Source organism: Streptomyces sp. NPDC054847 (assembly GCF_053610925.1).
This window is the reverse complement of sequence record NZ_JBSGZJ010000032.1, coordinates 1-21,185: the sequence shown is the minus strand read 5'-3', so window position 1 is coordinate 21,185 and position 21,185 is coordinate 1. Positions and strand designations below refer to the sequence as shown.

General features: G+C 70.4%; 22 protein-coding genes and 1 pseudogene. 8 read left to right on the top strand and 15 right to left on the bottom strand.

Features of this window, described 5'->3' with window-relative positions; all coding sequences use genetic code 11:
- Nucleotides 1–58: 58 nt before the first annotated feature.
- From ACWGH4_RS06485 to ACWGH4_RS06465, 5 genes and pseudogenes are all read left to right on the top strand, one after another.
- Nucleotides 59–190 (top strand): annotated as a pseudogene (locus tag ACWGH4_RS06485) (SARP family transcriptional regulator); the annotation flags it as partial.
- 271 nt (nt 191–461) lie between these two features.
- Entirely contained in the window at nt 462–1,181 is a 720-nt protein-coding gene (locus ACWGH4_RS06480; protein WP_453456385.1) for a peptidoglycan-binding protein, read from the top strand.
- A gap of 10 nt (nt 1,182–1,191) precedes the next feature.
- The gene (locus ACWGH4_RS06475) at nt 1,192–1,884 is read left to right on the top strand and encodes a peptidoglycan DD-metalloendopeptidase family protein (protein WP_453456382.1); all 693 of its coding nucleotides are present in this window, start codon (nt 1,192–1,194) and stop codon (nt 1,882–1,884) included.
- A 105-nt stretch (nt 1,885–1,989) separates the two neighbouring features.
- Nucleotides 1,990–3,447: a hypothetical protein gene (locus ACWGH4_RS06470; RefSeq protein WP_453456379.1), complete on the top strand. Its 1,458-nt coding sequence runs from the start codon at nt 1,990–1,992 to the stop codon at nt 3,445–3,447.
- Nucleotides 3,448–4,102: 655 nt separating this feature from the next.
- Nucleotides 4,103–5,131, top strand: a complete 1,029-nt coding sequence (locus ACWGH4_RS06465; RefSeq protein WP_453456376.1) for a hypothetical protein — start codon at nt 4,103–4,105, stop codon at nt 5,129–5,131.
- Between the two features lie 121 nt (nt 5,132–5,252).
- Here the strand turns inward: ACWGH4_RS06465 and ACWGH4_RS06460 are convergent, their stop codons facing one another.
- The 7 genes from ACWGH4_RS06460 to ACWGH4_RS06430 all read right to left on the bottom strand — a co-directional run bounded on the left by ACWGH4_RS06460 (nt 5,253) and on the right by ACWGH4_RS06430 (nt 12,001).
- Complete coding sequence (locus ACWGH4_RS06460) at nt 5,253–5,834, bottom strand: hypothetical protein (RefSeq protein ID WP_453456373.1); 582 nt, start codon at nt 5,832–5,834, stop codon at nt 5,253–5,255.
- On the bottom strand, nt 5,831–6,997 hold the full coding sequence (locus tag ACWGH4_RS06455) for an ROK family glucokinase (protein WP_441261549.1): 1,167 nt from the start codon (nt 6,995–6,997) through the stop codon (nt 5,831–5,833). The genes ACWGH4_RS06460 and ACWGH4_RS06455 overlap by 4 nt, the downstream gene beginning before the upstream one ends.
- 83 nt (nt 6,998–7,080) lie before the next feature.
- Nucleotides 7,081–7,926 (bottom strand): ATP-binding cassette domain-containing protein, encoded by an 846-nt coding sequence (locus tag ACWGH4_RS06450; protein WP_441261548.1) that lies wholly within the window; start codon nt 7,924–7,926, stop codon nt 7,081–7,083.
- On the bottom strand, nt 7,927–8,988 hold the full coding sequence (locus tag ACWGH4_RS06445; protein ID WP_441261547.1) for an ABC transporter permease subunit: 1,062 nt from the start codon (nt 8,986–8,988) through the stop codon (nt 7,927–7,929). It lies immediately after the preceding gene.
- On the bottom strand, nt 8,985–9,998 hold the full coding sequence (locus ACWGH4_RS06440) for a sugar ABC transporter substrate-binding protein (RefSeq protein ID WP_441261546.1): 1,014 nt from the start codon (nt 9,996–9,998) through the stop codon (nt 8,985–8,987). Before ACWGH4_RS06440 ends, ACWGH4_RS06445 begins: the two co-directional genes overlap by 4 nt.
- Before the next feature lie 151 nt (nt 9,999–10,149).
- Nucleotides 10,150–11,148: a sugar ABC transporter substrate-binding protein gene (locus ACWGH4_RS06435; protein WP_307709184.1), complete on the bottom strand. Its 999-nt coding sequence runs from the start codon at nt 11,146–11,148 to the stop codon at nt 10,150–10,152.
- A 133-nt stretch (nt 11,149–11,281) separates the two neighbouring features.
- Entirely contained in the window at nt 11,282–12,001 is a 720-nt protein-coding gene (locus ACWGH4_RS06430) for a GntR family transcriptional regulator (protein ID WP_453456413.1), read from the bottom strand.
- Nucleotides 12,002–12,157: 156 nt separating this feature from the next.
- Between ACWGH4_RS06430 and ACWGH4_RS06425 the strand changes: the two genes are divergently transcribed.
- Nucleotides 12,158–13,162, top strand: a complete 1,005-nt coding sequence (locus tag ACWGH4_RS06425; protein WP_453456365.1) for a Gfo/Idh/MocA family protein — start codon at nt 12,158–12,160, stop codon at nt 13,160–13,162.
- A gap of 30 nt (nt 13,163–13,192) precedes the next feature.
- On the opposite strand, the gene ACWGH4_RS06420 is transcribed toward ACWGH4_RS06425, so the two are convergent.
- The 5 genes from ACWGH4_RS06420 to ACWGH4_RS06400 are packed head-to-tail and all read right to left on the bottom strand — an operon-like array spanning nt 13,193 to nt 17,633.
- A complete protein-coding gene (locus tag ACWGH4_RS06420; RefSeq protein ID WP_453456362.1) occupies nt 13,193–13,612 on the bottom strand; it encodes a PaaI family thioesterase in 420 nt (139 codons plus the stop codon).
- Nucleotides 13,599–14,513, bottom strand: a complete 915-nt coding sequence (locus ACWGH4_RS06415) for a hypothetical protein (protein ID WP_453456359.1) — start codon at nt 14,511–14,513, stop codon at nt 13,599–13,601. The genes ACWGH4_RS06420 and ACWGH4_RS06415 overlap by 14 nt, the downstream gene beginning before the upstream one ends.
- A gap of 7 nt (nt 14,514–14,520) precedes the next feature.
- Entirely contained in the window at nt 14,521–15,726 is a 1,206-nt protein-coding gene (locus ACWGH4_RS06410; protein WP_453456356.1) for a cytochrome P450 family protein, read from the bottom strand.
- Nucleotides 15,727–15,735: 9 nt separating this feature from the next.
- A complete protein-coding gene (locus ACWGH4_RS06405; protein ID WP_453456353.1) occupies nt 15,736–16,407 on the bottom strand; it encodes a response regulator transcription factor in 672 nt (223 codons plus the stop codon).
- A complete protein-coding gene (locus ACWGH4_RS06400; protein ID WP_453456350.1) occupies nt 16,404–17,633 on the bottom strand; it encodes a sensor histidine kinase in 1,230 nt (409 codons plus the stop codon). The genes ACWGH4_RS06405 and ACWGH4_RS06400 overlap by 4 nt, the downstream gene beginning before the upstream one ends.
- Nucleotides 17,634–17,779: 146 nt before the next feature.
- Between ACWGH4_RS06400 and ACWGH4_RS06395 the strand changes: the two genes are divergently transcribed.
- Nucleotides 17,780–17,980 carry a hypothetical protein gene (locus ACWGH4_RS06395; protein ID WP_307709177.1) on the top strand — a complete coding sequence of 67 codons (201 nt, stop codon included), beginning with the start codon at nt 17,780–17,782 and terminating at the stop codon, nt 17,978–17,980.
- 225 nt (nt 17,981–18,205) lie between these two features.
- Here the strand turns inward: ACWGH4_RS06395 and ACWGH4_RS06390 are convergent, their stop codons facing one another.
- The 3 genes from ACWGH4_RS06390 to ACWGH4_RS06380 form a co-directional block, all read right to left on the bottom strand.
- Nucleotides 18,206–18,604, bottom strand: coding sequence for a hypothetical protein (locus ACWGH4_RS06390; protein WP_453456346.1), 399 nt, complete (start codon nt 18,602–18,604; stop codon nt 18,206–18,208).
- Between the two features lie 11 nt (nt 18,605–18,615).
- Nucleotides 18,616–19,536 carry a DMT family transporter gene (locus tag ACWGH4_RS06385; RefSeq protein WP_453456410.1) on the bottom strand — a complete coding sequence of 307 codons (921 nt, stop codon included), beginning with the start codon at nt 19,534–19,536 and terminating at the stop codon, nt 18,616–18,618.
- Nucleotides 19,537–19,622: 86 nt separating this feature from the next.
- On the bottom strand, nt 19,623–20,243 hold the full coding sequence (locus ACWGH4_RS06380) for a dihydrofolate reductase family protein (protein ID WP_441261538.1): 621 nt from the start codon (nt 20,241–20,243) through the stop codon (nt 19,623–19,625).
- Nucleotides 20,244–20,419: 176 nt separating this feature from the next.
- Between ACWGH4_RS06380 and ACWGH4_RS06375 the strand changes: the two genes are divergently transcribed.
- On the top strand, nt 20,420–21,151 hold the full coding sequence (locus ACWGH4_RS06375) for a 3-oxoacyl-ACP reductase family protein (protein WP_453456342.1): 732 nt from the start codon (nt 20,420–20,422) through the stop codon (nt 21,149–21,151).
- Nucleotides 21,152–21,185: the final 34 nt, after the last annotated feature.

The window sequence follows — 21,185 nt, the reverse complement described above, 5'->3', positions numbered from 1 at the left end:
TCACGAGGAACTGTTGAGCGAGGCGATCAAACTGGCATCCCCTCCCCCTCGGTTGTGGCTGCTCGGCCAGTTCCGACTGGAATTCGGGGCCGAGCCCGTGGAACTGTGCCGGAACGCCCAGCGCCTGCTGGCCTTCGTAGGACTGCGGGGACGGGTGTCGCGTACGGTACTCGCCGGCCCGTGGTCTCCCGGCCGGACGACGGCGGTTGACGCTGAGCTGACGGCACGTCCGTAGCCTTGGTCGCGAAGGCGCGCCGGCATCGGTCGTCCTTCCGTACGTGGCGGACGACCGGGCGCCGAGCCGAGATCGACTGGGAGGCCACCATGTCGTGGCGCGTCGCGAACAGACATCGGTGAATGCTGAGCCGGCGGCGGACCGTGTCCCGACGGCCCGTCCTCCACGACACGTCCGCACCGGCTCACCGTGCGGCCCCCGGAACCATGAGAGGAGGGGAGGCGTCATGGTCGCCCTGTCCAGCGTGCGCTTCGGCCTGAAGAACGAGGACGTGCGGATCGTGCAGAAGGCCCTGATCGCCAGGGGTCACAGGATCCCGGACGGAGCCACCGGGCTCTTCGGCGAACAGACCAAGGCCGCCTACCGAGCCGAACAGATCGCCCAGGGCTTCGAGGGAGCGGACGCCGACGGCATACCCGGGTGCACGTCCCTCACCGCACTGGGCCGTCACGTCGGCTTCACCGTCGACTGCGAAGGCGCCCGGCCCGCCGCCGGCAACGGCAGGATCAGCCTCAGCCAGGTGACCTACGACGACCCTGACGACGACGCCGGGGAGGCTGCCATGCGGCGCTACGCCAAGAAGGCGTGCGAACTGACGGGCATGGAAACGCAGTTCGGCGTCCCGGCGCTGACCACCATCACCCGGCGCGAGTCCATCCACAACCACCCGAGGTTCAGGGTGAACCTGGTGGACGCCAACGCGCGCGGCCGACTCGCGCCGGACGGCCACCCGCAGAACTGCTCCCGCGGCGCCACGCAGTGCGTCCCCGCGACATTCGCCACGTACCACCAGGCGGGCACGGCGACCACGCCCTACGACGTGGTCGCGGACATGTGCGCGACGATCAACTACGTGCGCGACCGCTATCACGTGAACCAGTCGGGCTCGAACTTCGCCGCCCGTGTACAGCAGGCGGACCCGAACCGGCCTGCCCGCGGATACTAAGGAGACCGCCATGGTCGCACTCTCCAACGTCCAGTTCGGCAAGAAGAACGCGGACGTCCGTACGGTGCAGAAGGCCCTGATCGCACGGGGCCGCAAGATCCCTGACGGAGCCACCGGGCTCTTCGGCGAACAGACCAAGGCCGCCTACCGAGCCGAACAGATCGCCCAGGGCTTCAAGGGAGCCGACGCCGACGGTGTGCCCGGCTGCAAGTCGCTCACCACACTGGGCCGTCACGCCCGCTTCACCGTCGACTGCAAAGGCGCACGACCCGCCGCCGGTGGCGCGGGCGCCCCGAGCAAGGGACGCGTGAAGTCCCCTGTGCCCGGCCACAGGGTCACCTTCGAATTCTTCTCGCCCGGCCCGTACAAATGGAAGCCGGACGGCATCGGCCGGCACACCGGCCAGGACTTCGCCGCCCGGTCGGGCACCCCGGTGGTCGCCGTACGCAGCGGCACCATCGCCTGGTCCAACAGCGCGGGCGGCGCATACGGCCAGTGGATCGGACTGCGTGGGGACAACGGTCACATCTACACCTACTGCCACCTCTCACAGCGGCAGGTGAAGGCCGGCCAGAAGGTCGCCGCGGGCCAGCAGATCGGAAAGGTGGGAAACACAGGAAACTCCACCGGGCCGCACCTGCACTTCGAGATGTCGAAGGGGCGTGAATGGTCCTACGGCCTAGTCGCCAAGCCCCGCTACTGAGGCCGGCCCGCGGCACCGTGCTCGCGGGTCCGGCCGCGGCTCCGTGCTGCGCTGGACGGGTCAACCTGGTTTGCACGCACCGGGGGCGAATCTGATCGTGGCCCCATGAACAAACCCAAGGTGGTGGTGCAGCCACCGGACGGCCGCGGCCTGCGCGAGGTCACCATGGGCGGCGAGACGGTGGGCAGCGCCTGGTCACTGCGGGGGTTGAGAAAGCTTCTCCGTCGCCTCGGTCATCCGGAGGACGTGGATGTCGAGGACCGGTCACTCATAGTCTGGCTCGGCGGCGACAGCGGGACATGGCCGGCCCCCACCGGGCGGAGGCGCGCGACCATCGCGCTCATGATGGCGGGTCTGCTGGGCTCCATGGTCCTGCTCGTCGTCGTGGGGATGCCCGACGCCATCGGGGCCCTGACTTTCGCGGGGCGTGTCACCGGGTTCCTCTTCGCCTTCGCGGGGGCGGTGCAGGGCGTGGCGGCACTGGCGGTGCTCGATTACTGGGGAAAGCGCCGACTGAGATTTTCCGGAGCAGTGATCCTGCTCGGCGCGTTCATCGCGCTGGTCACCAACGGCCTGCTGTCATTCATGTGGCTCGAGGAAAGAGAATACACGCCCTATATGCTGACGTACCTTCCGCTCACGGGCTGGTCCATCTGGGCACTCCAGTTGCTTCTCAGGGAGAGGGCATGGACAGGCATTCCCTATCCCAAACAATTTGCGGCCGGTGTGACAGCAACGACGCTTCTGGCCACCTTCAACCTGGCATATTCTGCGCTCTATCAACCGACCTCGGCTCCGGTGCTGTTCGATCTCGAAGTGAAATTCGGGACGCCGCAACCGGATGCGAAGCGGCAGATCATCCATCTCCCCGTCACCTTCCGGGCGCGTAATTCCGGAAAGGTTCCGGCTTACATCACGAGCGACAATTACGGGATCTACGGGGTCTCCGTGAAGTACGCCAGTGACGGCAGCGGGCTCCGGGAGTGGAGAAGGATGATGGACGCCGATACGGAGGGATCAAGAGTAGGGCGCTACGTGAAGTCCCCCACCCGGGAGACGATCAGTGCCGCACGCTTCTACGGGCCCAGCAACTGGCTCGAGCCCGGTGAACAGTACGTCAGAGAACGAGTCGTCCAACTGCCCAGGTCCGCCACGTACGACATGATCGAGGCCGACCTGACCATGACCGTCATGCGGAAGGACCGCGGGAGGATCGATGACGCATTCGCGATCCCGCATCATTCCTGGCATACAGACACGCAGTTCTACTGCCCTCCCATTGAATGCGATGACCACATCATCAACCGCGGCAGGGTCCTCCACAACAACAACATGATCAATGTGACCCGCCGGCCTCGATACGTGGTTTCCTACTACGGGTGGACCGGATCCGGCGCTGAAAACGAATTCTATATCTTGTCACACAAGCCTCGAGAAGTCATTGATTTCAGGAGGGGGGCGGCAGAAGAGGACGAGCGAGAAAGAGAAAGGTATGGCGTTGCTCTCACCAATGCCATGGCCACAATTCCCTTCGCACGGCTCCTGGGGACGAACAGCAACTGACCAGTCACGATAAGCACGACCGCGCGGTCGCCGGACCCGATTGATCGCGACACCTTTCACCCCTCACACATTTCCCGGTTCAAACAGTCACGGGCAACCAGCGGGCCGCGTTGCGGGATGCGCCGTCCGGGTAAAGAGTGGAAATCAGATCGCTCAAAGCCGATACAACCGAGCAGCGCATCTGGAACACATCATGGCCATAGTCGCCCGGCGCAACCTCTACCGCGTGGCCGGAGCATGCGCCTTGGCCGCCTCGCTCGCACTGCCTGCCGGAGTGGCGACTGCGGCGGCAGCGCCTCACACCGGCGGCGGAAGCACGGCGGCACCCATGCAAACAACGCCTCCTCCCCCGCCGCCGGACGAACCTCCCCCGACGCCGGATACGCCTCCTCCGCCGCCCCCGGACGAACCTCCCCCTCCGCCCGATACGCCTCCTCCCCCGCCGCCGGACGAACCTCCCCCTCCGGGGGACACGACCACGCCGGGCGAGACCACCACACCGGGGAAGACACCAGCTCCTGACGGGTCGCCGGGGACCGGAGAATCGGACCCATCGGTCTCCGGACAACTGGCGCAGCAGAACAAAGAGATCGAAACGGCAACGGCGAACCTGAAGGAGGCAGGAAAGAGCGCCCCTGCGGAACTCGCGCCGGCCGTGCAGCAGCTGACTGCCACGCTCAAGACGGTCCAGGATCCGATGACGGCACCGCAGGAGCGTGAAGAGGTCACCGATATCGCACAGCATGTCACCTCCGCGCTGGCAGTGATCAGCAACCGTGAGACACCCTCTGAACTGAGGGAGCAGCTGACCCCGATCGTGCGGCAGGTGGCCTCCGCGGTGACGGGCAGCCACGATCCGCGGGTGCCGCCCGAGCGGCGGGCAGGCACCATCTCGGCGGTGGAGCGGGCGACTTCGGCTCTGGACGTGATCAGTGAACCCGGGACGCCCCCCGAACTCCGGACCGAGCTGCTCCTGATCCTGAACCCGCTGACCGCCTCACTGGCTCCGGAAGGAGCCGGTGGGTCAGAGAGCTCCGTCCCGGAACAGCCGACGGGGCCGCAGGGACCGAAGGCGGAGCTGGCCGGAGCGACAGAAATGGCGAGCGATCCGAGCATCCCCGCGGCGCAACGGCTCGACCTCGCGAGGACCACAGCTCGGGCCGCCTCGTTGCTGCCACAGATGGGTGATGCCGGTGGACCTCCGGAGGATCGGGCGAAGGCTGAAGAGGTCTTCCGCGAGCAGACCGAAGAGATGAGGGAGAAGCAGGAGGAAGCCGCTTCCGCCAGGGGTGTGCCGGACGTACCGCTGGGTGAGGCCGCGGAAGTGTGCACCAACGCCATATTCACGACCGTCTCCGATCGTGCTCTCGCATTGAGTCTGGGCACTCTGCTTCCCCCGAAGTGGGAACTCGAGGGAGTTCGGGACTTCTGGAAGGCGAGAGAGAAGGAAGACGACTCCCTCGACGTCATCGCGCAGCTCCGGACCGGAGAGCACGCCGATGCGCCGTTCGATGTGCGCCGGCTCACCCCTCGGCTCGCCGAACTCGTTCCGGCACGCGATCTGTTCGGGCGGCTCGGCATTCCGGCGCTCCATTGCCTGCAGGCCGCCTGGCACCTCGACGAGGCCGGGATCACGGCGGGGACCTGGGTCGAGAAGGCCCACGAGAAGAAGGGGGACAGCTGAGCCTGCCCGACCGGCCCGCCGGCCCGCGACGAGTGGGCGACCGCCCGCCCCACGGAACCGTGGCCCTCATGAGGAGCCACGGGTGGGCCAGGCACCGGCTGTCGGACGGCTGAGCGGGCTCCTACGGGTTGGCCGTGGAGACCACGTACACCCAGGGGCGGTCTGGCTCCGTCAGGTCGACCACGATGTCCTTGCTCGGCCGCGGGTCCTTCTGGTTGTGGACGGTGCCGGCCCAGGCACGGCCCTTCAGCTTGAAGTTCCAGCCGACCACGGCGGAGTCCCGCTCGCTGATGGTGACCTTGCCGTTCTCGAGTGCCGCGCGGCTCGTCCCCGCTCCCTTCAGGAAGCTGTCGAGGCCCTTGGCCGAGGTGCGGAACTGGACGTACAGCCGGCTGGTCTTCCAGTTGCTGGTCTCGAAGTAGGAGACGCGCTTGGCGCCTTCGGGGACCGGCACCTCGAAGATGCGGCGCTTCATGATGGAAGGCCAGAAGTCGCGCAGGCCCTGGGCGGCGGACTCCGCCTCCTTGTCACGGCCACTGGCGCGGCTCTGCCCGGCGGAGATCACCAGGTAGCCGGCGGGGATGCCGATGAGCAGCACGATGACGATCGCGGTGATCCAGCGGCGCACGATCATGTGGCGCCGGCCCTCGGGGGTCGGCGGAGTGGGCTGCGGCGTGGGCTGGCGGGTGGTCAGCGTTGTCATGACGGCGGTTCCTGGGTGGGGCGTACAGAACTCGGGTTGCGCAGGGCCTGGGCGTAGCGCTCGTAGCGCTCGTGGCGTTCCACACGGCGGCGGTTGGCCCGGCGGAAGCGTCGGGCCACCAGCCGCGCGAGGTCGGCCGCGCCGACCATACCCGCTTCGGGGCCGAGCTGGGCCTTGGCGATCCGGGCCTCCGGGCGGTAGCCGCGGCCCGTGAGATGACGGCGGAACGCTTCTCTGGCGGGGCCGATCAGCAGATCGTCGGCGGCGCTGACGCCGCCGCCGATGACGAAGCACGACGGGTCGAGGGCGGCGGCGAGGTTGGCGATGCCGACACCGAGCCACTGCCCGATGTCCTGGAACAGCTCGACGCACATCGCGTCGCCCTCGCGGGCCAGCTCGGTGATGAGCGGCCCGGTGATGTCGCCGATGTTGCCGCCGACCCGGTCGATGATGCTGTAGGCGACCGGCGAGTCGGCGGCGGCGAGCTCGCGGGCCTCACGGACCAGGGCGTTGCCGGAGCTGTACTGCTCCCAGCAGCCGCGGTTGCCGCACGGGCAGCGGTGGCCGCCGGGCACGACCTGCATATGGCCGAACTCGCCGGCGACACCGAACTTGCCCCGCTTGACCTGGCCGTCCTCGAGGATCGCGCCCCCGATGCCGGTACCGAGCGTGATCATGACGATGTGGTCCTCGCCACGTCCGGCGCCGAAGCGCCACTCCGCCCAGGCGGCGGTGTTGGCGTCGTTGTCGACCAGTACGGGGACGGCGAGACGCGCGGAGAGGGCGTCGCGCAGGGGCTCGTTCCGCCAGGCGAGGTGGGGTGCGAAGAGCACCTTGGAGCGGTCCGCGTCGACCCAGCCGGCCGCACCGATGCCCACGGCGTGCACGTCGTGCCGGTCGGAGAGGTCGAGCACCAGCTCGCAGATGGTGTCCTCGACGACCTTGGGGCTCTTGGACTTGTCGGGGGTCTCGGTGCGGATCTTCTCGAGGATGAGTCCGTCGGCGTCGACGACGCCCGCCATCACCTTGGTGCCGCCGATGTCGATGCCGACCGTGGGTACGCGGGGCGCGGTGAGGTGCGAGCGCCGCTCGCGCGTGCCGACCGTCTTGAGGACGGTGGCGCGGGCGGTGCCTCGGTTCGTGAAGTCGCGGTACGTACTCAAGTCGTCCCTGCGGGGTCGTGGTGGCCGGTCGGAGTCCCGGGTCGGGCGGCGCCCGCCCTCCCGATGCTAGTAGGCCCGCGGGCTCAGTCCTTCCGGCGCGCCTCGCCGGCGGGCTCTCCGGTACCGGCGGCGTGGCCGCCGAGATGGGTGGGCGCCGGGGCGCGCTCCAGCTCGTGGCGGAGGTCCTCCAGCTCGCTTCCGCCCGCCATCTGCCGGGTGAGCTCGTCGAGTGTGACGCTCTGCTTGGTGTGGCTTCCGGACATCACACCGCGCTTGAGGAGCACGAAACGGTCGCCGACCAGATAGGCGTGGTGCGGGTTGTGGGTGATGAGCACCACGCCCAGACCCGCGTCGCGGGCCGCGGCCACATACTTCAGCACCACGCCGGACTGCTTCACACCCAGTGCGGCCGTCGGCTCGTCCAGCACCAGCACCTTGGCGCCGAAGTAGACGGCGCGGGCGATGGCCACGCACTGCCGCTCACCGCCGGACAGCGTCCCGATGGGCTGGTCGACGTCGCGGAGGTCGATACCCATCCGCAGCAGCTCGGCCCGGGTGGTCCGCCGCATCGTCTCCACGTCGAGGCGCTTGAAGGGGCCCTTGCCGCGGGTCGGCTCAGAGCCGAGGAAGAAGTTGCGCCAGACCGGCATCAGCGGGACGACCGCCAGATCCTGGTAGACGGTGGCGATCCCCCGGTCCAGCGCCTCGCGCGGGCCGGTGAGGGAGGTCTCCTCGCCCTCGATGCGCAGGGTGCCGGCGTCGTGCCGGTGCAGTCCCGCGATGATCTTGATCAGGGTCGACTTGCCGGCGCCGTTGTCACCGAGGACACAGGTGATCTCACCGGCGTGGCACTCGAGGGACACGCCTTCGAGGGCCCGGATGTTGCCGTAGTACTTGCTGACGTCGTCGAGCTCGACAAGGGCACTCATTTAGGTGGTCGCCTCCGCACGCTTGCGTACCCATGCGTTGAGCAGGGTGGCCAGGAGGAGCATCGCTCCGAGGAAGAACTTGAACCAGTCCGGGTTCCACTCCGCGTAGACGATGCCCTTGCTGGTCATGCCGAAGATCAGCGCGCCGACGGCCGAGCCGATCGCCGAGCCGTAGCCGCCGGTGATCAGACAGCCGCCGATGACCGCGGCGATGATGTACGTCAGCTCGTTGCCGACGCCCTCCCCGGACTGCACGACGTCGAACGAGAACAGCAGGTGCTGGCCGGAGACCCAGGCGGCGAAGGCCACACCCATGTACAGGAGGATCTTGGTCCGCTTGACCGGGACGCCCACGGCGCGGGCCGCGTCGGCGCCGCCGCCGACCGCGAAGATCCAGTTGCCGAAGCGGGTGCGGAGCAGGATCCAGGTGGCCAGCGCGATCAGCACGACCCACCACACGATGGTCGCCTTGATCGTCGTGCCGCCCACGGTGAACTCGCCGAAGACGCTCTTGGCGGATGGGAAGCCCTCCATGTCGCCGATGGACTTGGTCGAGACCGTGCCGCTGATGAGTTTGGTGAGGCCGAGGTTGAGGCCCGTCAGCATCAGGAACGTGCCGAGCGTGATGATGAAGCTGGGCAGTTTCGTACGGGTGAGCATCAGGCCGTTGAAGGCGCCCAGCCCGAGGGTGACCAGCAGGGAGACAAGGGCTCCGACCCAGACGTTGGCCGTCATCTGGTAGCTGAACATCGAGGAGATCAGCGCGGAGCTGGTCACCATGACACCCGCGGAGAGGTCGAACTCCCCGCCGATCATCAGCAGCGCGACCGGCACGGCCATGATGCCGAGGGTCGAGGCCGCGTACAGGACGGTGGCGAGGCTGGACGTCCGCAGGAAGGCGTCCGCGACGACGGAGAAGAAGACGAAGACGGCGACGGCGCCGACGACCGAGCCCAGCTCGGGGCGGCCCATCAGCTTCCGCAGCGGTGACGTGCGCAGCAGCCGCTCGTCCGTCCTGTCCGGCGCCTTGTCGGGTGTGGCCGGTGGTGCGCTCGTGCTCATCGGGTCCCCCGCTCCGTGAATTCCTCGAGCTCGGCGGCGTCCTTCTCGGTGATGATCTGGGGTCCGGTCAGGACGGGCCGCCCTCCGCCGAGGACGTCGGCGTTGTACTTGTAGAGCCACAGCAGGTCCACTGCCTGGTAGCCCTGGAGATAGGGCTGCTGGTCGACCGCGAAGCCGAGCGTGCCCTCCTGGAGTGCCTTCGCCACCTTGGGGTTGAGGTCGAAGGTGTCGATCTCGGCCTTGGACCCCGCGGTCCTCCTGGCCTGGACGGCGGCGTCCGCGAACGGCGCGCCGAGAGTGACGACGGAGTCGATGGACCGGTCGGCCTGGAGCTTCGCCTCGATGGAGGCCTGGACGTCGGGCATGTTGGTCCCGTCGACGTACAGGTTCTGCATGTCGCCGCCGAAGGTCTTCTTCGCGCCCGCGCAGCGCTGCTCGTGGCCCACGTTGCCCTGCTCGTGCAGGACGCACAGGGCCTTCTTCTTGCCGCGCGCGTCGAGCTCGTCGCCGACGGCCTCGCCGGCGATCGTCTCGTCCTGGCCGATGTGGGTGAGGGCGCCGTACGCCTTGGACTGCTCGGATCCGGAGTTCACCGTGATCACGGGGATGCCGGCCTTGCGGGCCTTGGCGACGACGGCCTTCATCGCGTCGGGCTTGGCGAGCGTGACGATCAGCGCGTCGACCTTCTTGGAGATGTAGGAGTCGACGAGCTGCGCCTGCTGCTGTCCCTCGTCGCTGTGGGCGTAGAGGAAGTTGATGTTGTCCTTGGCGGCGGCCTGCTCGGCGCCGCTCTGGACGATGTCCCAGAACGTGTCGCCGTCGCCCGAGTGGGTGACCATGGCGAAGGTCCAGCGCGGCGTGTTCACCGCGGCCTTCCCGGCCGCGGCCTGGGCCTTGCGGGCGTCCTCCGCCCGCTTGCCGCCGGTGCTGCTGCATCCCGCGAGGGACATGCCGAGTACCGCCGCCAGCACCGCGCCGAGCGCGCGTACCCCTGTCCTTGCCCTTGCCACGACGTGGTGCCCTTCTTGCCGTACTCGCTGTCCTGCCTGCTGCGGCCGGCCCCGGGACGGACCCGGCCGGCCGCCCAAGTATCGGTCATCGCTGGTGGCGGGGTCGGCAGCGGGGGCGGGCAGGCGGCTGCGGGGGCCGCTTCGGGCGCGTTCACCGCGTGCCGTCGGCCGTGAGCTTCTCAAGCGCGGGGACATCCTTCTCGGTGACCAGGGCGGGGCCGGTGAGGATCGGCTTGCCGCCGCCGATCACGTTGCCGTTGACCTTGTTGAGCCACAGTTCGTCGACCGCGAGATAGCCCTGGAGGTAGGGCTGCTGGTCGACCGCGAAGGCGATCTCCTTGGCCTTGAGACGGGCGACGACCTCCGCGTTGAGGTCGAAGGTGCTGATCTCCGCCGCCGACCCGGCGCCCTGCTTGGCCTTCACCGACGCGGCGGCGAAGGGCGCCCCGAGGGTGACGACGGCGTCGATGTCCTCGGCGCTCTGGAGTTTCGCCTCGACGGAGGAGGTGGTGGCGGGCATGTTGGTGCCCTCGACGTTGAGGTTCTCGACCGTGCCGTCAAAGGTCTTCTTCACGCCGGCGCAGCGGGCCTCGAGGGAGACGTTGCCCTGCTCGTGGATGACGCAGAGCGCCTTCTTCTTCCCCTGGGCGTTGAGCTCCTCGCCGACGGCCTCGCCGGCCACCGACTCGTCCTGGCCGATGTGGCTGAGCGCGCCGAGGCCGTCGGAGAACTCCGCTCCGGAGTTGATCGTGACGACGGGGATGCCCGCCGCCACGGCCTTCTTCACCACGTCGCTCATCGCTTCCGGCTTGGCGAGGGTGACGATGATCCCGTCGACCTTCTGGTCGATGTACGTCTGGACCAGCTGGGCCTGCTCCTTGCCCTCCGGGTTCGCCGCGTAGAGGAAGTCGACGTTGTCCTTGCGGGCGGCGACCTTGGCCCCGCTCTGGACGATGTCCCAGAAGGTGTCGCCCTGACCTGAGTGCGTCACCATGGCGATCTTCATCCGGGGGGTCTTCGCGGCCTCGCCGCCCGCGCCGTCCCCCGACGGCTTCTCGTCGGCGTCCTTGCCACCGGAACTGCTGCATCCGGCGACGACGACCAGGGCACATGCGGCGAGCAGGGCTGCTGCCGTGCGGGGGCTACGCATGGTGGGTCCGCCTTCTCTCCCGGCCGCCCGGTTGCGGCTGGGTGAGTTTCTACGGCTGCTCCGCGACCCCGTCAAGACTTTGTCCGAACATTCTTACGCGAGGGCTCCCGCCCGCGGCCGGAGACGCGGTGATCTACGGCCGTACCAGGAGCTGGAACTCGAAGGCGTAGCGCGAGGCGCGGTAGACGTGGGAGCCGAACTCGACCGGCCGGCCCGTGTCGTCGAAGGTGGCGCGTTCCATCGTCAGCAGCGGTGCTCCGGCCGGCTCGCCGAGCAGTTCGGCCTCCTGCTCCGTCGCCGTGCGGGCGCCGACCGACTGGCGGGCGCTGTGCAGGGTGATGCCCGCGGCCCGCATCATCCGGTAGAGGCCGGTGGACTCCAGCCGTTCGGTGTCGCACTCGATCAGGCCGGCCGGCAGATGGTTGCGGAGCCGGGCCATCGGCTCGCCGTGGGCGTAGCGCAGCCGCTCGATCAGCCGCACGTCGCTGCCCTCGGGGACGCCGAGGGCGGCCCCGACCTCGGCGCTCGCGGGCTCGATCTCGTTGGTGAGCACGACCGTCGCGGGCCGCTGGCCGGCCGCCTCCAGGTCGTCGTAGAGGCTGCTGAGCTCCAGCGGCCGCCTGACCTGGCTGTGCACGACCTGGGTGCCCACGCCTCGGCGGCGCACCAGCAGCCCCTTGTCCACCAGGGACTGGATGGCCTGGCGGACGGTGGGCCGGGACAGCCCGAGCCGGGCCGCGAGCTCTATCTCGTTGCCGAGCAGACTGCCGGGGGTGAGCGCCCCCCTCTCGATGGCTGATTCCAGCTGCTGCGAAAGCTGGAAATAGAGCGGGACCGGGCTGGTCCGGTCCACGCTCAGCTGGAGCGACAGCGACGGTCCCGTCTCGTGTCTGGGCTGCTTGGGCACGTGAGGGAGCGTAGTCGCACGCCATGTTGACGGGAAGTCGTGAGGTTCGATTGTCAGGACAAAGTCTTGACAGCGCGGTGGCCCCACCTCCACCTTTGGGCCATGCGCATCGGACTCATCGGGACGGGACGTATCGGCAGCTTTCACGCGGGGGTGCTCAGCCGCCACCGCGAGGTGGGTTCCCTGGTCGTGGCGGACACCGACGCCGTCCGGGCGGCGGAGGTGGCGGACCGCTGCGGCGCCACCGCCGCGCCCAGCAGCAACGAGGTCTTCACATGGGGCGTGGACGCGGTGGTGATCGCCTCCGCGACCGCCGCGCACGCCGAACTGATCGCCCGTGCCGCGCGCGCCGGCATCCCGGCGTTCTGCGAGAAGCCGATCGCCCTGGACCTGCCGGGCACCCTGGGGGCGCTGCGGGCGGTCGAGGAGGCGGGAACCGAACTCCAGCTGGGCTTCATGCGGCGCTTCGACGCCGGCTACACGGCGGCGCGCGAGTTGGTGCGCTCCGGCCGCCTCGGCCGGCTGCACACCGTACGGGCCATCACCTCCGACCCCGCGCCGCCGCCCGCGGCCTACCTGCCGCTGTCGGGCGGCCTGTACCGGGACTGCCTGGTCCATGACTTCGACATCCTGCGGTGGGTGACCGGCCGTGAGGTCACCGAGGTGTACGCGACCGGCTCGGACGCCGGCCATCCGATGTTCAAGGAGGTGGGCGACATCGACACGGCGGCGGCGCTGCTCACGCTCGACGACGGGACGCTGGCCACGGCGACCGCCACCCGCTGCAACGGCGCCGGCTACGACGTGCGGATGGAGCTGGCCGGCGAGCTCGACCAGGTCGCCGTCGGCCTCGACGACCGTACGCCGATCAGCTCCACGGAGCCGCACGGCCTGCCGCCCGTCGACAAGCCGTGGCCGGGCTTCCTCGAACGTTTCGCCCCGGCGTACGAGGCGGAGCTGGACGCGTTCGTGCGTCTGGTGGCGGGCGAGGCGGAGAATCCGTGTGACGGCCGGGAGGCACTGACGGCGCTGCGGATCGCGGAGGCCTGCGAACTGTCCCGCCGGGAGCACCGTCCTGTCCGGCTGGAGGAGATCCCGGCGGCCTGACACGGCGGGCCGGTCACCGGCCCGCGGACGTCACGATGTCCCCGCGGACAGGACGGTGCCCTGTGCGACGGCGCAGAGGGTCTCGTCCCCGTCGGCACCGACGGTGAGCAGATCGCAGCGGACGACGGCCTGCCGTCGTCCGGTGTGCACGACGGCGGCACGGGCGACCAGCGTTCGTCCGGTGGCGGGCCGCATGTACTGCACGGAGAAGCCGCCGGTCAGCACGGCCGGCCCGAGGGTGGTCCCGGCGGCGAAGGTGATCGAGTTGTCGGCGGCGTACGCGAGGACTCCGCCGTGCAGATATCCGTTCTGCTGGCGCAGGTCCTCACGGACGTCCACCTCGAGCACGGCCTCACCGTCGCCGAAGGCGGTGATCCGCGCGCCGAGCAGTCTGCTGAACGGCTGGCTGTCGAGCACCTTGCGCGCGGTGTCGAGATCAAGTCCGGTCATGTGCGCACTCCATGGAAGTCGGGTCGAGGGCGTCGAGCACGGCACGGAGCGCGGCTCGCGCCTCGCTCTCCGTGCCGTCGGCCGGCCGCAGTTCGTCGAGCTGTTCGATCCAGGCCCGGACTCCGGCGGACGGGTCCGGCGCGGCGAAGGCGAGCGCCCCGGCGCTCGCCGCCTGCTGCCGCTCGTGGGCGTCGTACCAGCAGGTCCACTCCCAGCCGGGCCAGCCGGGCAGCCGGCGGGCGGCCGCCGCCCCGCCGTGGAAGTTCCCACGGGTCCAGGCGGCGACGCGACGGGCGGGTACGTCGATGTGCACCCCTCCGTAAGGGATGCGGGGCAGCCTGGACACCCGGGTGACCGGCAGCAGGTGGCGGACGACGTCGGGGCCGTGTGCCAGCACGTCGGACACGTTCTCGCCGAAGACCGCGTGCGCCTGCGGACCGTCCCGGTAGGTCACCGTGACGGCGATCGTGAAGTCCGGCTCGTCGGGGGAGGCGGCGAACAGCGGGCCGCCTGGCCGGGTGCCGAGTTCCGAGCGCACGGACTCCCGCTCCAGGCCCACGTGGGCGACGACGTCCTCCAGCCCGTCGTACGCCCAGCGGACCTCCCAGCCCGGCCAGGTCCTCGCGAGGACGGCGAACAGGGTCCGTCGCTCCTCGTACGTCTCCAGGTGCCAGGTGAACAGCAGCAGGACACGGCGGTCGTGGTCGACGACCGCCGCGGCCTCGCACGAGATGTCGTCCATCCAGCCGCGGGGCCCCACGGGCTCCAGACCGGCGATGAAACGGCCGAACTCCTCGGGCCCTTCCGCCGCGTCGACGGCCAGGCGCCGCCCGCCCCAGCGGAAGTAGAACTGCTGCCAGGCCCCGTCCCTGACCACCACATAACGTGCCCGCTCGGCCACGGCCGCCCTACCAGCGCACCGGCAGCCGGCGGACACCACGCATCAGGAGGCCCGGCAGCCATTCGTACGTGTCCGCCGGGGAGTCCAGGGCGAGGTCGGGGCAGCGTTCCAGGAGGGAGCGGACGGCGATCCGTGCCTCCAGACGGGCCAGTGGCGCGCCGAGGCAGAAGTGGATGCCGTGCCCGAAGGCGAGATGGCCCCGGGTGTCCCGGCGGATGTCGAAGCGGTCGGGGTCGGCGTACCGGGCCGGGTCGCGGTCGGCGGCCGCCAGGCCGATCAGCACCATCGCGCCCTGCGGAACGACCTGGTCGCCGACCGGTACGGGCGCGGTGCTGAAGCGGACGGTCGCCGTCTCCACGGGTCCGTCGTAGCGCAGCATCTCCTCGACGGCGCCGTCGAGGAGGGAGAAGTCGGCGCGCAGGGCGGCGAGTTGGTCGGGGTGGGTGAGCAGGGCGCGCACACCGTTGGAGATCAGGTTGACGGTCGTCTCGTGGCCGGCGACGAGCAGGAGGTAGGCGAGGGCGCGCAGTTCGGCCGTGGAGAGCCGGTCGTCCTCGGCGGCGGGACCGTCCGCTTCGGCGGAACCGGGGAGGGTGCGGACGAGGGCGGAGAGCAGATCGTCCGTCGGGGCGGCGCAGCGCTTGTCCTCGATGAGTTCGTCGAGGTAGACCGCGAGCTGCCGGACGGCGTCCTCCCCCGCTTCCTGGGAGGTCGGGGCGACCACCTCGTTCGACCACTTGCGGAAGGCGTCGCGGTCGGCGGCGGGGATGCCCAGGAGTTCGCAGATCACGACGATCGGCAGCGGGAAGGCCAGCGCGTCGACGAGGTCGGCACGGCCGGCCGGCAGCATCTCGTCCAGGAGATCGTCCGTGATCCGCTGGACGCGGGGCCGCAGCGCCTCCGCGCGACGCGGGGTGAACTCACGGCTGACCAGCTTGCGCAGCCGGGTGTGGTCGGGCGGGTCGAGCACGAGGAGGTTGGGGCCGATGACCTGCTCGTCGAGCATGGTCACGCCTATGGTGGCCGGCGATTTCGACAGCCGCGCATCGGAGAGTGCCGCCCGTCCCTCCTCGTGGCCGACGATCAGCCAGAACTCCCCGCCGTCGGCCCCGCGCACGCGGTGCACGGGGCCCGATTCCCGCAGTCGCGCGTAGTACGGATACGGGTTCGCGGTGAAGTCGGGCCCGTACTGGTCCAGATCAACGATGGTCACCGGCTCACCCTACGTGCGTTCCTCGTCGTCGAGCAGGCCCGCGTCGTGCGCCAACAGCGCGATCTGGACACGGTTGTTGAGGTCCAGTTTGGCCAGGATGCGGGACACGTGCGTCTTGACGGTGGCGACGCTCATGTACAGCGCCGCCGCGATCTCCGCGTTGGAACCGCCGCGGCCGACGGCGAGCGCCACCTCCCGCTCGCGGTCGGCGAGCAGTTCGAGACGGCGCAGGGCCGCGGCCCTGCGGGTGTCGGCGACGCTGCCCGCCACATGGGTCATCAGCTGCCGGGTGACCGCCGGGGACAGCACCGGATCGCCGGCGGCGACCCTGCGCACCGCGGCGACGATCTCCGCGGGCGGCGTGTCCTTCAGCACGAACCCCGCCGCGCCCGCACGCATGGCCCGCAGCACCTGTTCGTCGGCGTGGAAGGTGGTCAGCACCACGACCTCCGGCGCGTCCGGCCGGCGGCGCAGCCCCTCGGTGGCCGCGAGGCCGTCCATGACCGGCATGCGGATGTCCATCAGGACCACGTCCGGCCCGTGCCGGTCGACGAGTTCCGCCACCTCGGAGCCGTTGGCCCCCTCCCCCACGATCTCGATGTCGCCGGCCCCGCCCAGCATGAGGGCGAGGCCTGCCCGTACGAGCGGGTCGTCGTCCACGACGATCAGCCGGATAGTCATACGGACCACGGTAGCCAGGCCCGTACCCGGAATCCGCCGTCGCCCCGCACACCGTGCTCCAGCCGTCCGCCCGCGAGGGTGGCCCGTTCGGTCAGGCCGATCAGACCCTGGCCGGATCCGGGGACCTTCGGGACCTCGCCGGCCGGGGCCTCGTTGTCGACCTGCACGGCGATCCCCTCCCCCGGGCCCCCGCTCAGGGAGAGGGTGACGTCGGTGCCCGGGGCGTGCTTGCGGGCGTTGGTCAGTCCTTCCTGGGCGATGCGGTACGCGGTACGGCCGGTGGCGGCGGGCACGGCGTCCGGGTCGGCGACGGCGTTGTCGAGCGTGACCCTCATACCGGCCTCCCGCGACTCGCCGACCAGTGCGCCGAGGGTCCCGAGCGTGGGCTGGGGCCGGTCAGGGCCGTCGCTGTCACCGGGGGCACGCAGCACGCCGATGATCTGACGCAGGTCCTGGAGCGCCTCGTGTGCGCTGTCGCGGATCACACCGGCGGCCCTGCCGACCTCCGCGGGCGGCGCGTCGGGCCGGAACTCGAGCGCTCCGGCGTGCACGCTCAGCAGTGTGAGCCGGTGCGCGAGCACGTCGTGCATCTCGCGGGCGATGGCCTCGCGGGCGAGCCGCTGCGCCTGCGCCGCGCGCAGGGCGGCCTCCGCCTCGGCCCGCCGGGCACGTTCACGCAGGGCGATGACCAACTGGCGGCGGGCGCGCACCAGCATGCCCCAGCCGACCATCAGGAGCACCAGTACGACCCCGGCGACCGTGGAGGCGAGGAAGGAGACGCTCGGGTCCGGCCGCAGGAGGGCCTGGACCGCGCCGGACACCATCGCCAGCACTCCGATGACGGCGACGGGCCGGAACGGGCGGTGCACGGCGAGGCTGAACAGGCTGAGCATCAGCGCGCCTCCGGCCGCCGGGGCGACCGCGGAGACGGCGACCATGGACGCGGCGAGTGATACGGGCGCCCGCCGGCGGACCCACAGGGCGCAGCAGGCGGCGGCGCCCAGCAACTGATCGGCGACGATCACGGCTTCGGAATTCCCCGCCTGGGCACTGGCGTAGGCGGCCAGCACGCCGATCAGGGCGGCGGCCAGGAAGACGAAGGTGTCGACGACCCAGTCGCGTACGGTGCGCCGGGGCCTCGCCCTGCCCTGGTTGCCGGGCAGGTCGGGGTCGGGTGGGTCGGCCATGGCCGAGGGCAGCAGCCATGGGTATTCGGCGCGGATCATGTCGACAAAGCTACGAGGCCCGTGGCCCGGATGTGCCCTTCCGGGCGCCGGAAGCGACCAAAGTCGCGGGACCGGATACTTTCGTCGGCCGTTCTCGGTGCCGAAGCCGGACGCGCGCGGACGCAGCACCGCGCGAGGCTGCGGGCATGAAGAAGATTCTCGAGGTCGGCGGGTTCCTGCTGTTCGTGTGGGGCGCGGCGGGTGTGGCCCACGAACTCACAGGCTGGTTCAAGCTCTGGGGAGTCGTGCGGCGCCTGAGCTTCCTCGACGGCCATGAGCTCTACGCGAGCATCGTGCTGGCGGTGCTCGGCGGGGTGATGATGGTGGCGTCGGACCGGTTCCGCTGAGGGTCAGGTGCCGGCGCCCTGGTCGCGCCCCGCACCCGACCGCGCCGGCGCAGCGCGCCGCTTCCGGGCGGGACCGCGCCCGGCGCGGGACCGGACCGCACACCGCCGCGCCTGACCGCGCTCACGCACCGCACCGCTCGCGCGGGACCGCGGACCGCCGCACCGCACCGCACCGGCGTTGCCGCCGTCGAGCCGGCACATCGCGGGCCGCGCCGACCGCCGCCGTCAGGCCTTGTCCTTCGCCGGCCGCTCCGCGTCCATGAGCCGGGCGAGCTCCGCCGCGTGCTCGCTCAGGCGGTTGCCGACGCTCCCGCTGGTGTAGAGCGCGGTGCCGACGACCGCGACCGGCACGGACAGGCCGAGGATGCCGAGGAGTTCGGGCCAGTCGCGCTCGGACTCGCATGTCGCGTCCTCGCCGCCCTCGTTGGCCGTGCCCCACTCCGTCAGCAGGCGGGACTCGCACTCCTTGCCCTCGCCGTACGTGCTGTCGAGGGTGTACGGCAGGAGCAGCAGCACGCCGAACCACACCCACAGCAGCGCCGCCACGGACAACAGGGCGAAGCCCCAGGTCTGCGTCCGCTTGGCGCGGGCGCGGAAGGCCATGTCGTACTGAAGCGATCGCATGGGCGTCGAAACTAGCAGTCGGCCCTGTCGGCTGCGCGGCGCCCCCAGGTCGTCCCCGCGAGCACCAGAGCCGCGCCCACCAGGCCGACCGCGCCGATGTGTTCGCCGCCGATCGCGATGCCCGCGGCGGCGGCCCACAGCGGCTCGGTACCGAGGAGCAGACTGACGCGGGACGGCGAGCTGCGGCGTACGGCCCACATCTGCACGAAGAACGCGAACAGCGTGCAGAAGACGGACAGGAACACCAGCCCGGCCCATTCACGTGGCCCGAAGCCGACGGCCACCGCCCACGGTGACGCCCCGCCGCCCGGCAGAACGGCCAGCACGGTGAACACGGCGACCGCCGCCCCGAGTTGCACCGTCGTCAGGGAGAGGGAGTCCGCGCCGCGGACCGCCTTGATCCTGGCCATGGCGAGCACATGGACGGTGCGGGCCACGGCGGCCAGCAGCATCAGCAGGTCGCCGGTGGAGGGGGTGGTGAAGCCCGCCCCCTGGGTCAGCAGCACCACGCCGGCGACCGATACGGCGGCCGCGGCGAGGAAGGACGACGGGGGCCGGCGCCGGGTGACCGCCGCCTCGGCGAGCGGCGTGAAGATCATGGTGAGGCTGATGATGAGGCCGGCGTTGGTGGCCGAGGTGTGGACCACGCCGTAGGTCTCGAGCAGGAAGACGGCGCTCAGGACCAGTCCGAGCAGCCCGGCCCCCCGCCACTGCGCGGCGGTCAGCGACCTCAGCCTGCGCCGTCCCGCCACGGCGAGCGCCGGCAGGACGAGCGCGAACCGCAGGACGAGGACGGCCACGACGGTGTGCGTGGTCGTGATGCCCTTCGCCGCGAGATAGCTGGCACCCCAGACGACGGCGACGACCAGCACCGGCAGGTCGGTGAGCCAGGCCCGGCGGGGGGCGAGTGCGGGTACGGCGATCGACGACACCTGGTCTCCAGCGGACACGACGGGGTGGAGACGTCAGCGGCTCGCACACGGGAGCGATCACCGTACCGGGACCCGCGCAGGGGCTGCTACAGCTCCTCCGCATAGCTGCCGTACTCGGGGCGGCCGGCGAGCTCGTACGTGTGGATCGCCGCACCGCTGCCCGTGGTCCGCGCCTCGAGGTGCCTGAACGCCGTGGGCCTCGCACCCTCCGGGAACAGGCGCATGCCCGTGCCGAGCACGACCGGGAAGACGACCAGGTAGAGCTTGTCGACGAGGTCGTGCGCCATCAGGGTCTGGGCGAGCTTGCCGCTGCCGTGCATCTGGAGTTCCCCGTCGGTGCGTTCCTTGAGGGCGGTCACCTCCTTGACGATGTCGCCGCGGATGACGGTGGTGTTCTCCCAGTCGGCCGACTCGAGAGTCGTCGAGACGACGTACTTGGGCAGGGCGTTGAGTTTGCCGGCGACCGGGTCGGCGGGGTCGGTCTGCTTGGGCCAGTAGCTCGCGAAGATGTCGTAGGTGCGGCGGCCGAGCAGAAAGGCGCCGACCCGCCCGAAGACCTCGTTGATGAACTGTCCGAAGTCCTCGTCCCCGTACGGCACGGACCAGCCGCCGTGCTCGAATCCGCCGGTGGTGTCCTCCTCGGGCCCGCCGGGGGCCTGGTAGACGCCGTCGAGGGTGAGGAACTGGGTGAGGGAGAGCTGTGCCATGGTTCCTTCGCCTTTCATCGCTTTTCAGCGGGTTTTGATGAGTCTCACAGCTCTGACCGCGCCGGGCCCCCGAACTCATCGGCGCGCCGAGCGCGATGTCCGATCACCGCCAGCACGGGGCCACCGGAAGCGATGTGATTGAAGCCGCAACCACTTAGCGGATGTTGGAGGCTCGGATGAACGGCAAGGTGGCTCTGGTGACCGGCGGAAGCCGCGGGATCGGCGCGGCGACCGCACTGCGGCTGGCCCGCGGCGGGGCGGATGTCGCGATCACCTATGTGGCGGGGAAAGAGGCCGCGGAAGAGGTCGTGCGGCGGATCGAAGAGGTGGGCCGGCGCGGGGTGGCCCTGCGGGCCGACTCGGCCGACGCCACGGAGGCGGCGAACGCCGTCGACCGCACCGTGGAAGCCCTGGGCGGGCTCGACATCCTCGTCAACAACGTGGGTGTGGGCCTGCTCGGGCCGCTGGAGAGCATCACGCCGGCCGATGTGGACCAGGTGCTGGCGGTGAACGTACGGGGCGTCTACCTCACGTCCCGTGCGGCCGCCGCACGGATGGGGAGCGGCTCGCGGATCGTCACGATCGGCACCTGCATGACCCAGCGGGTGCCGGGCCCCGGGGGCACCCTGTACGCGATGAGCAAGTCCGCGCTGATCGGCCTCACCAAAGCACTGGCGAGGGAGCTGGGCGGGCGGGGCATCACGGCGAACATCGTCCACCCGGGTCCGGTCGACACCGACATGAACCCGGCGGACGGCCCGTACGCGGACCCGCAGAAGGCGGACACGGCGCTCGGTCGCTTCGGGCGGCCGGAGGAGATCGCGTCGATGGTCGCGTATCTGGCGGGCGGCGAGGCGGAGTACATCACCGGCGCCGAGTTCTCCGTGGACGGCGGGCACGCGGCCTGAGACATGCGCGCGGGGCGCACCGTTGCTGTCGGCC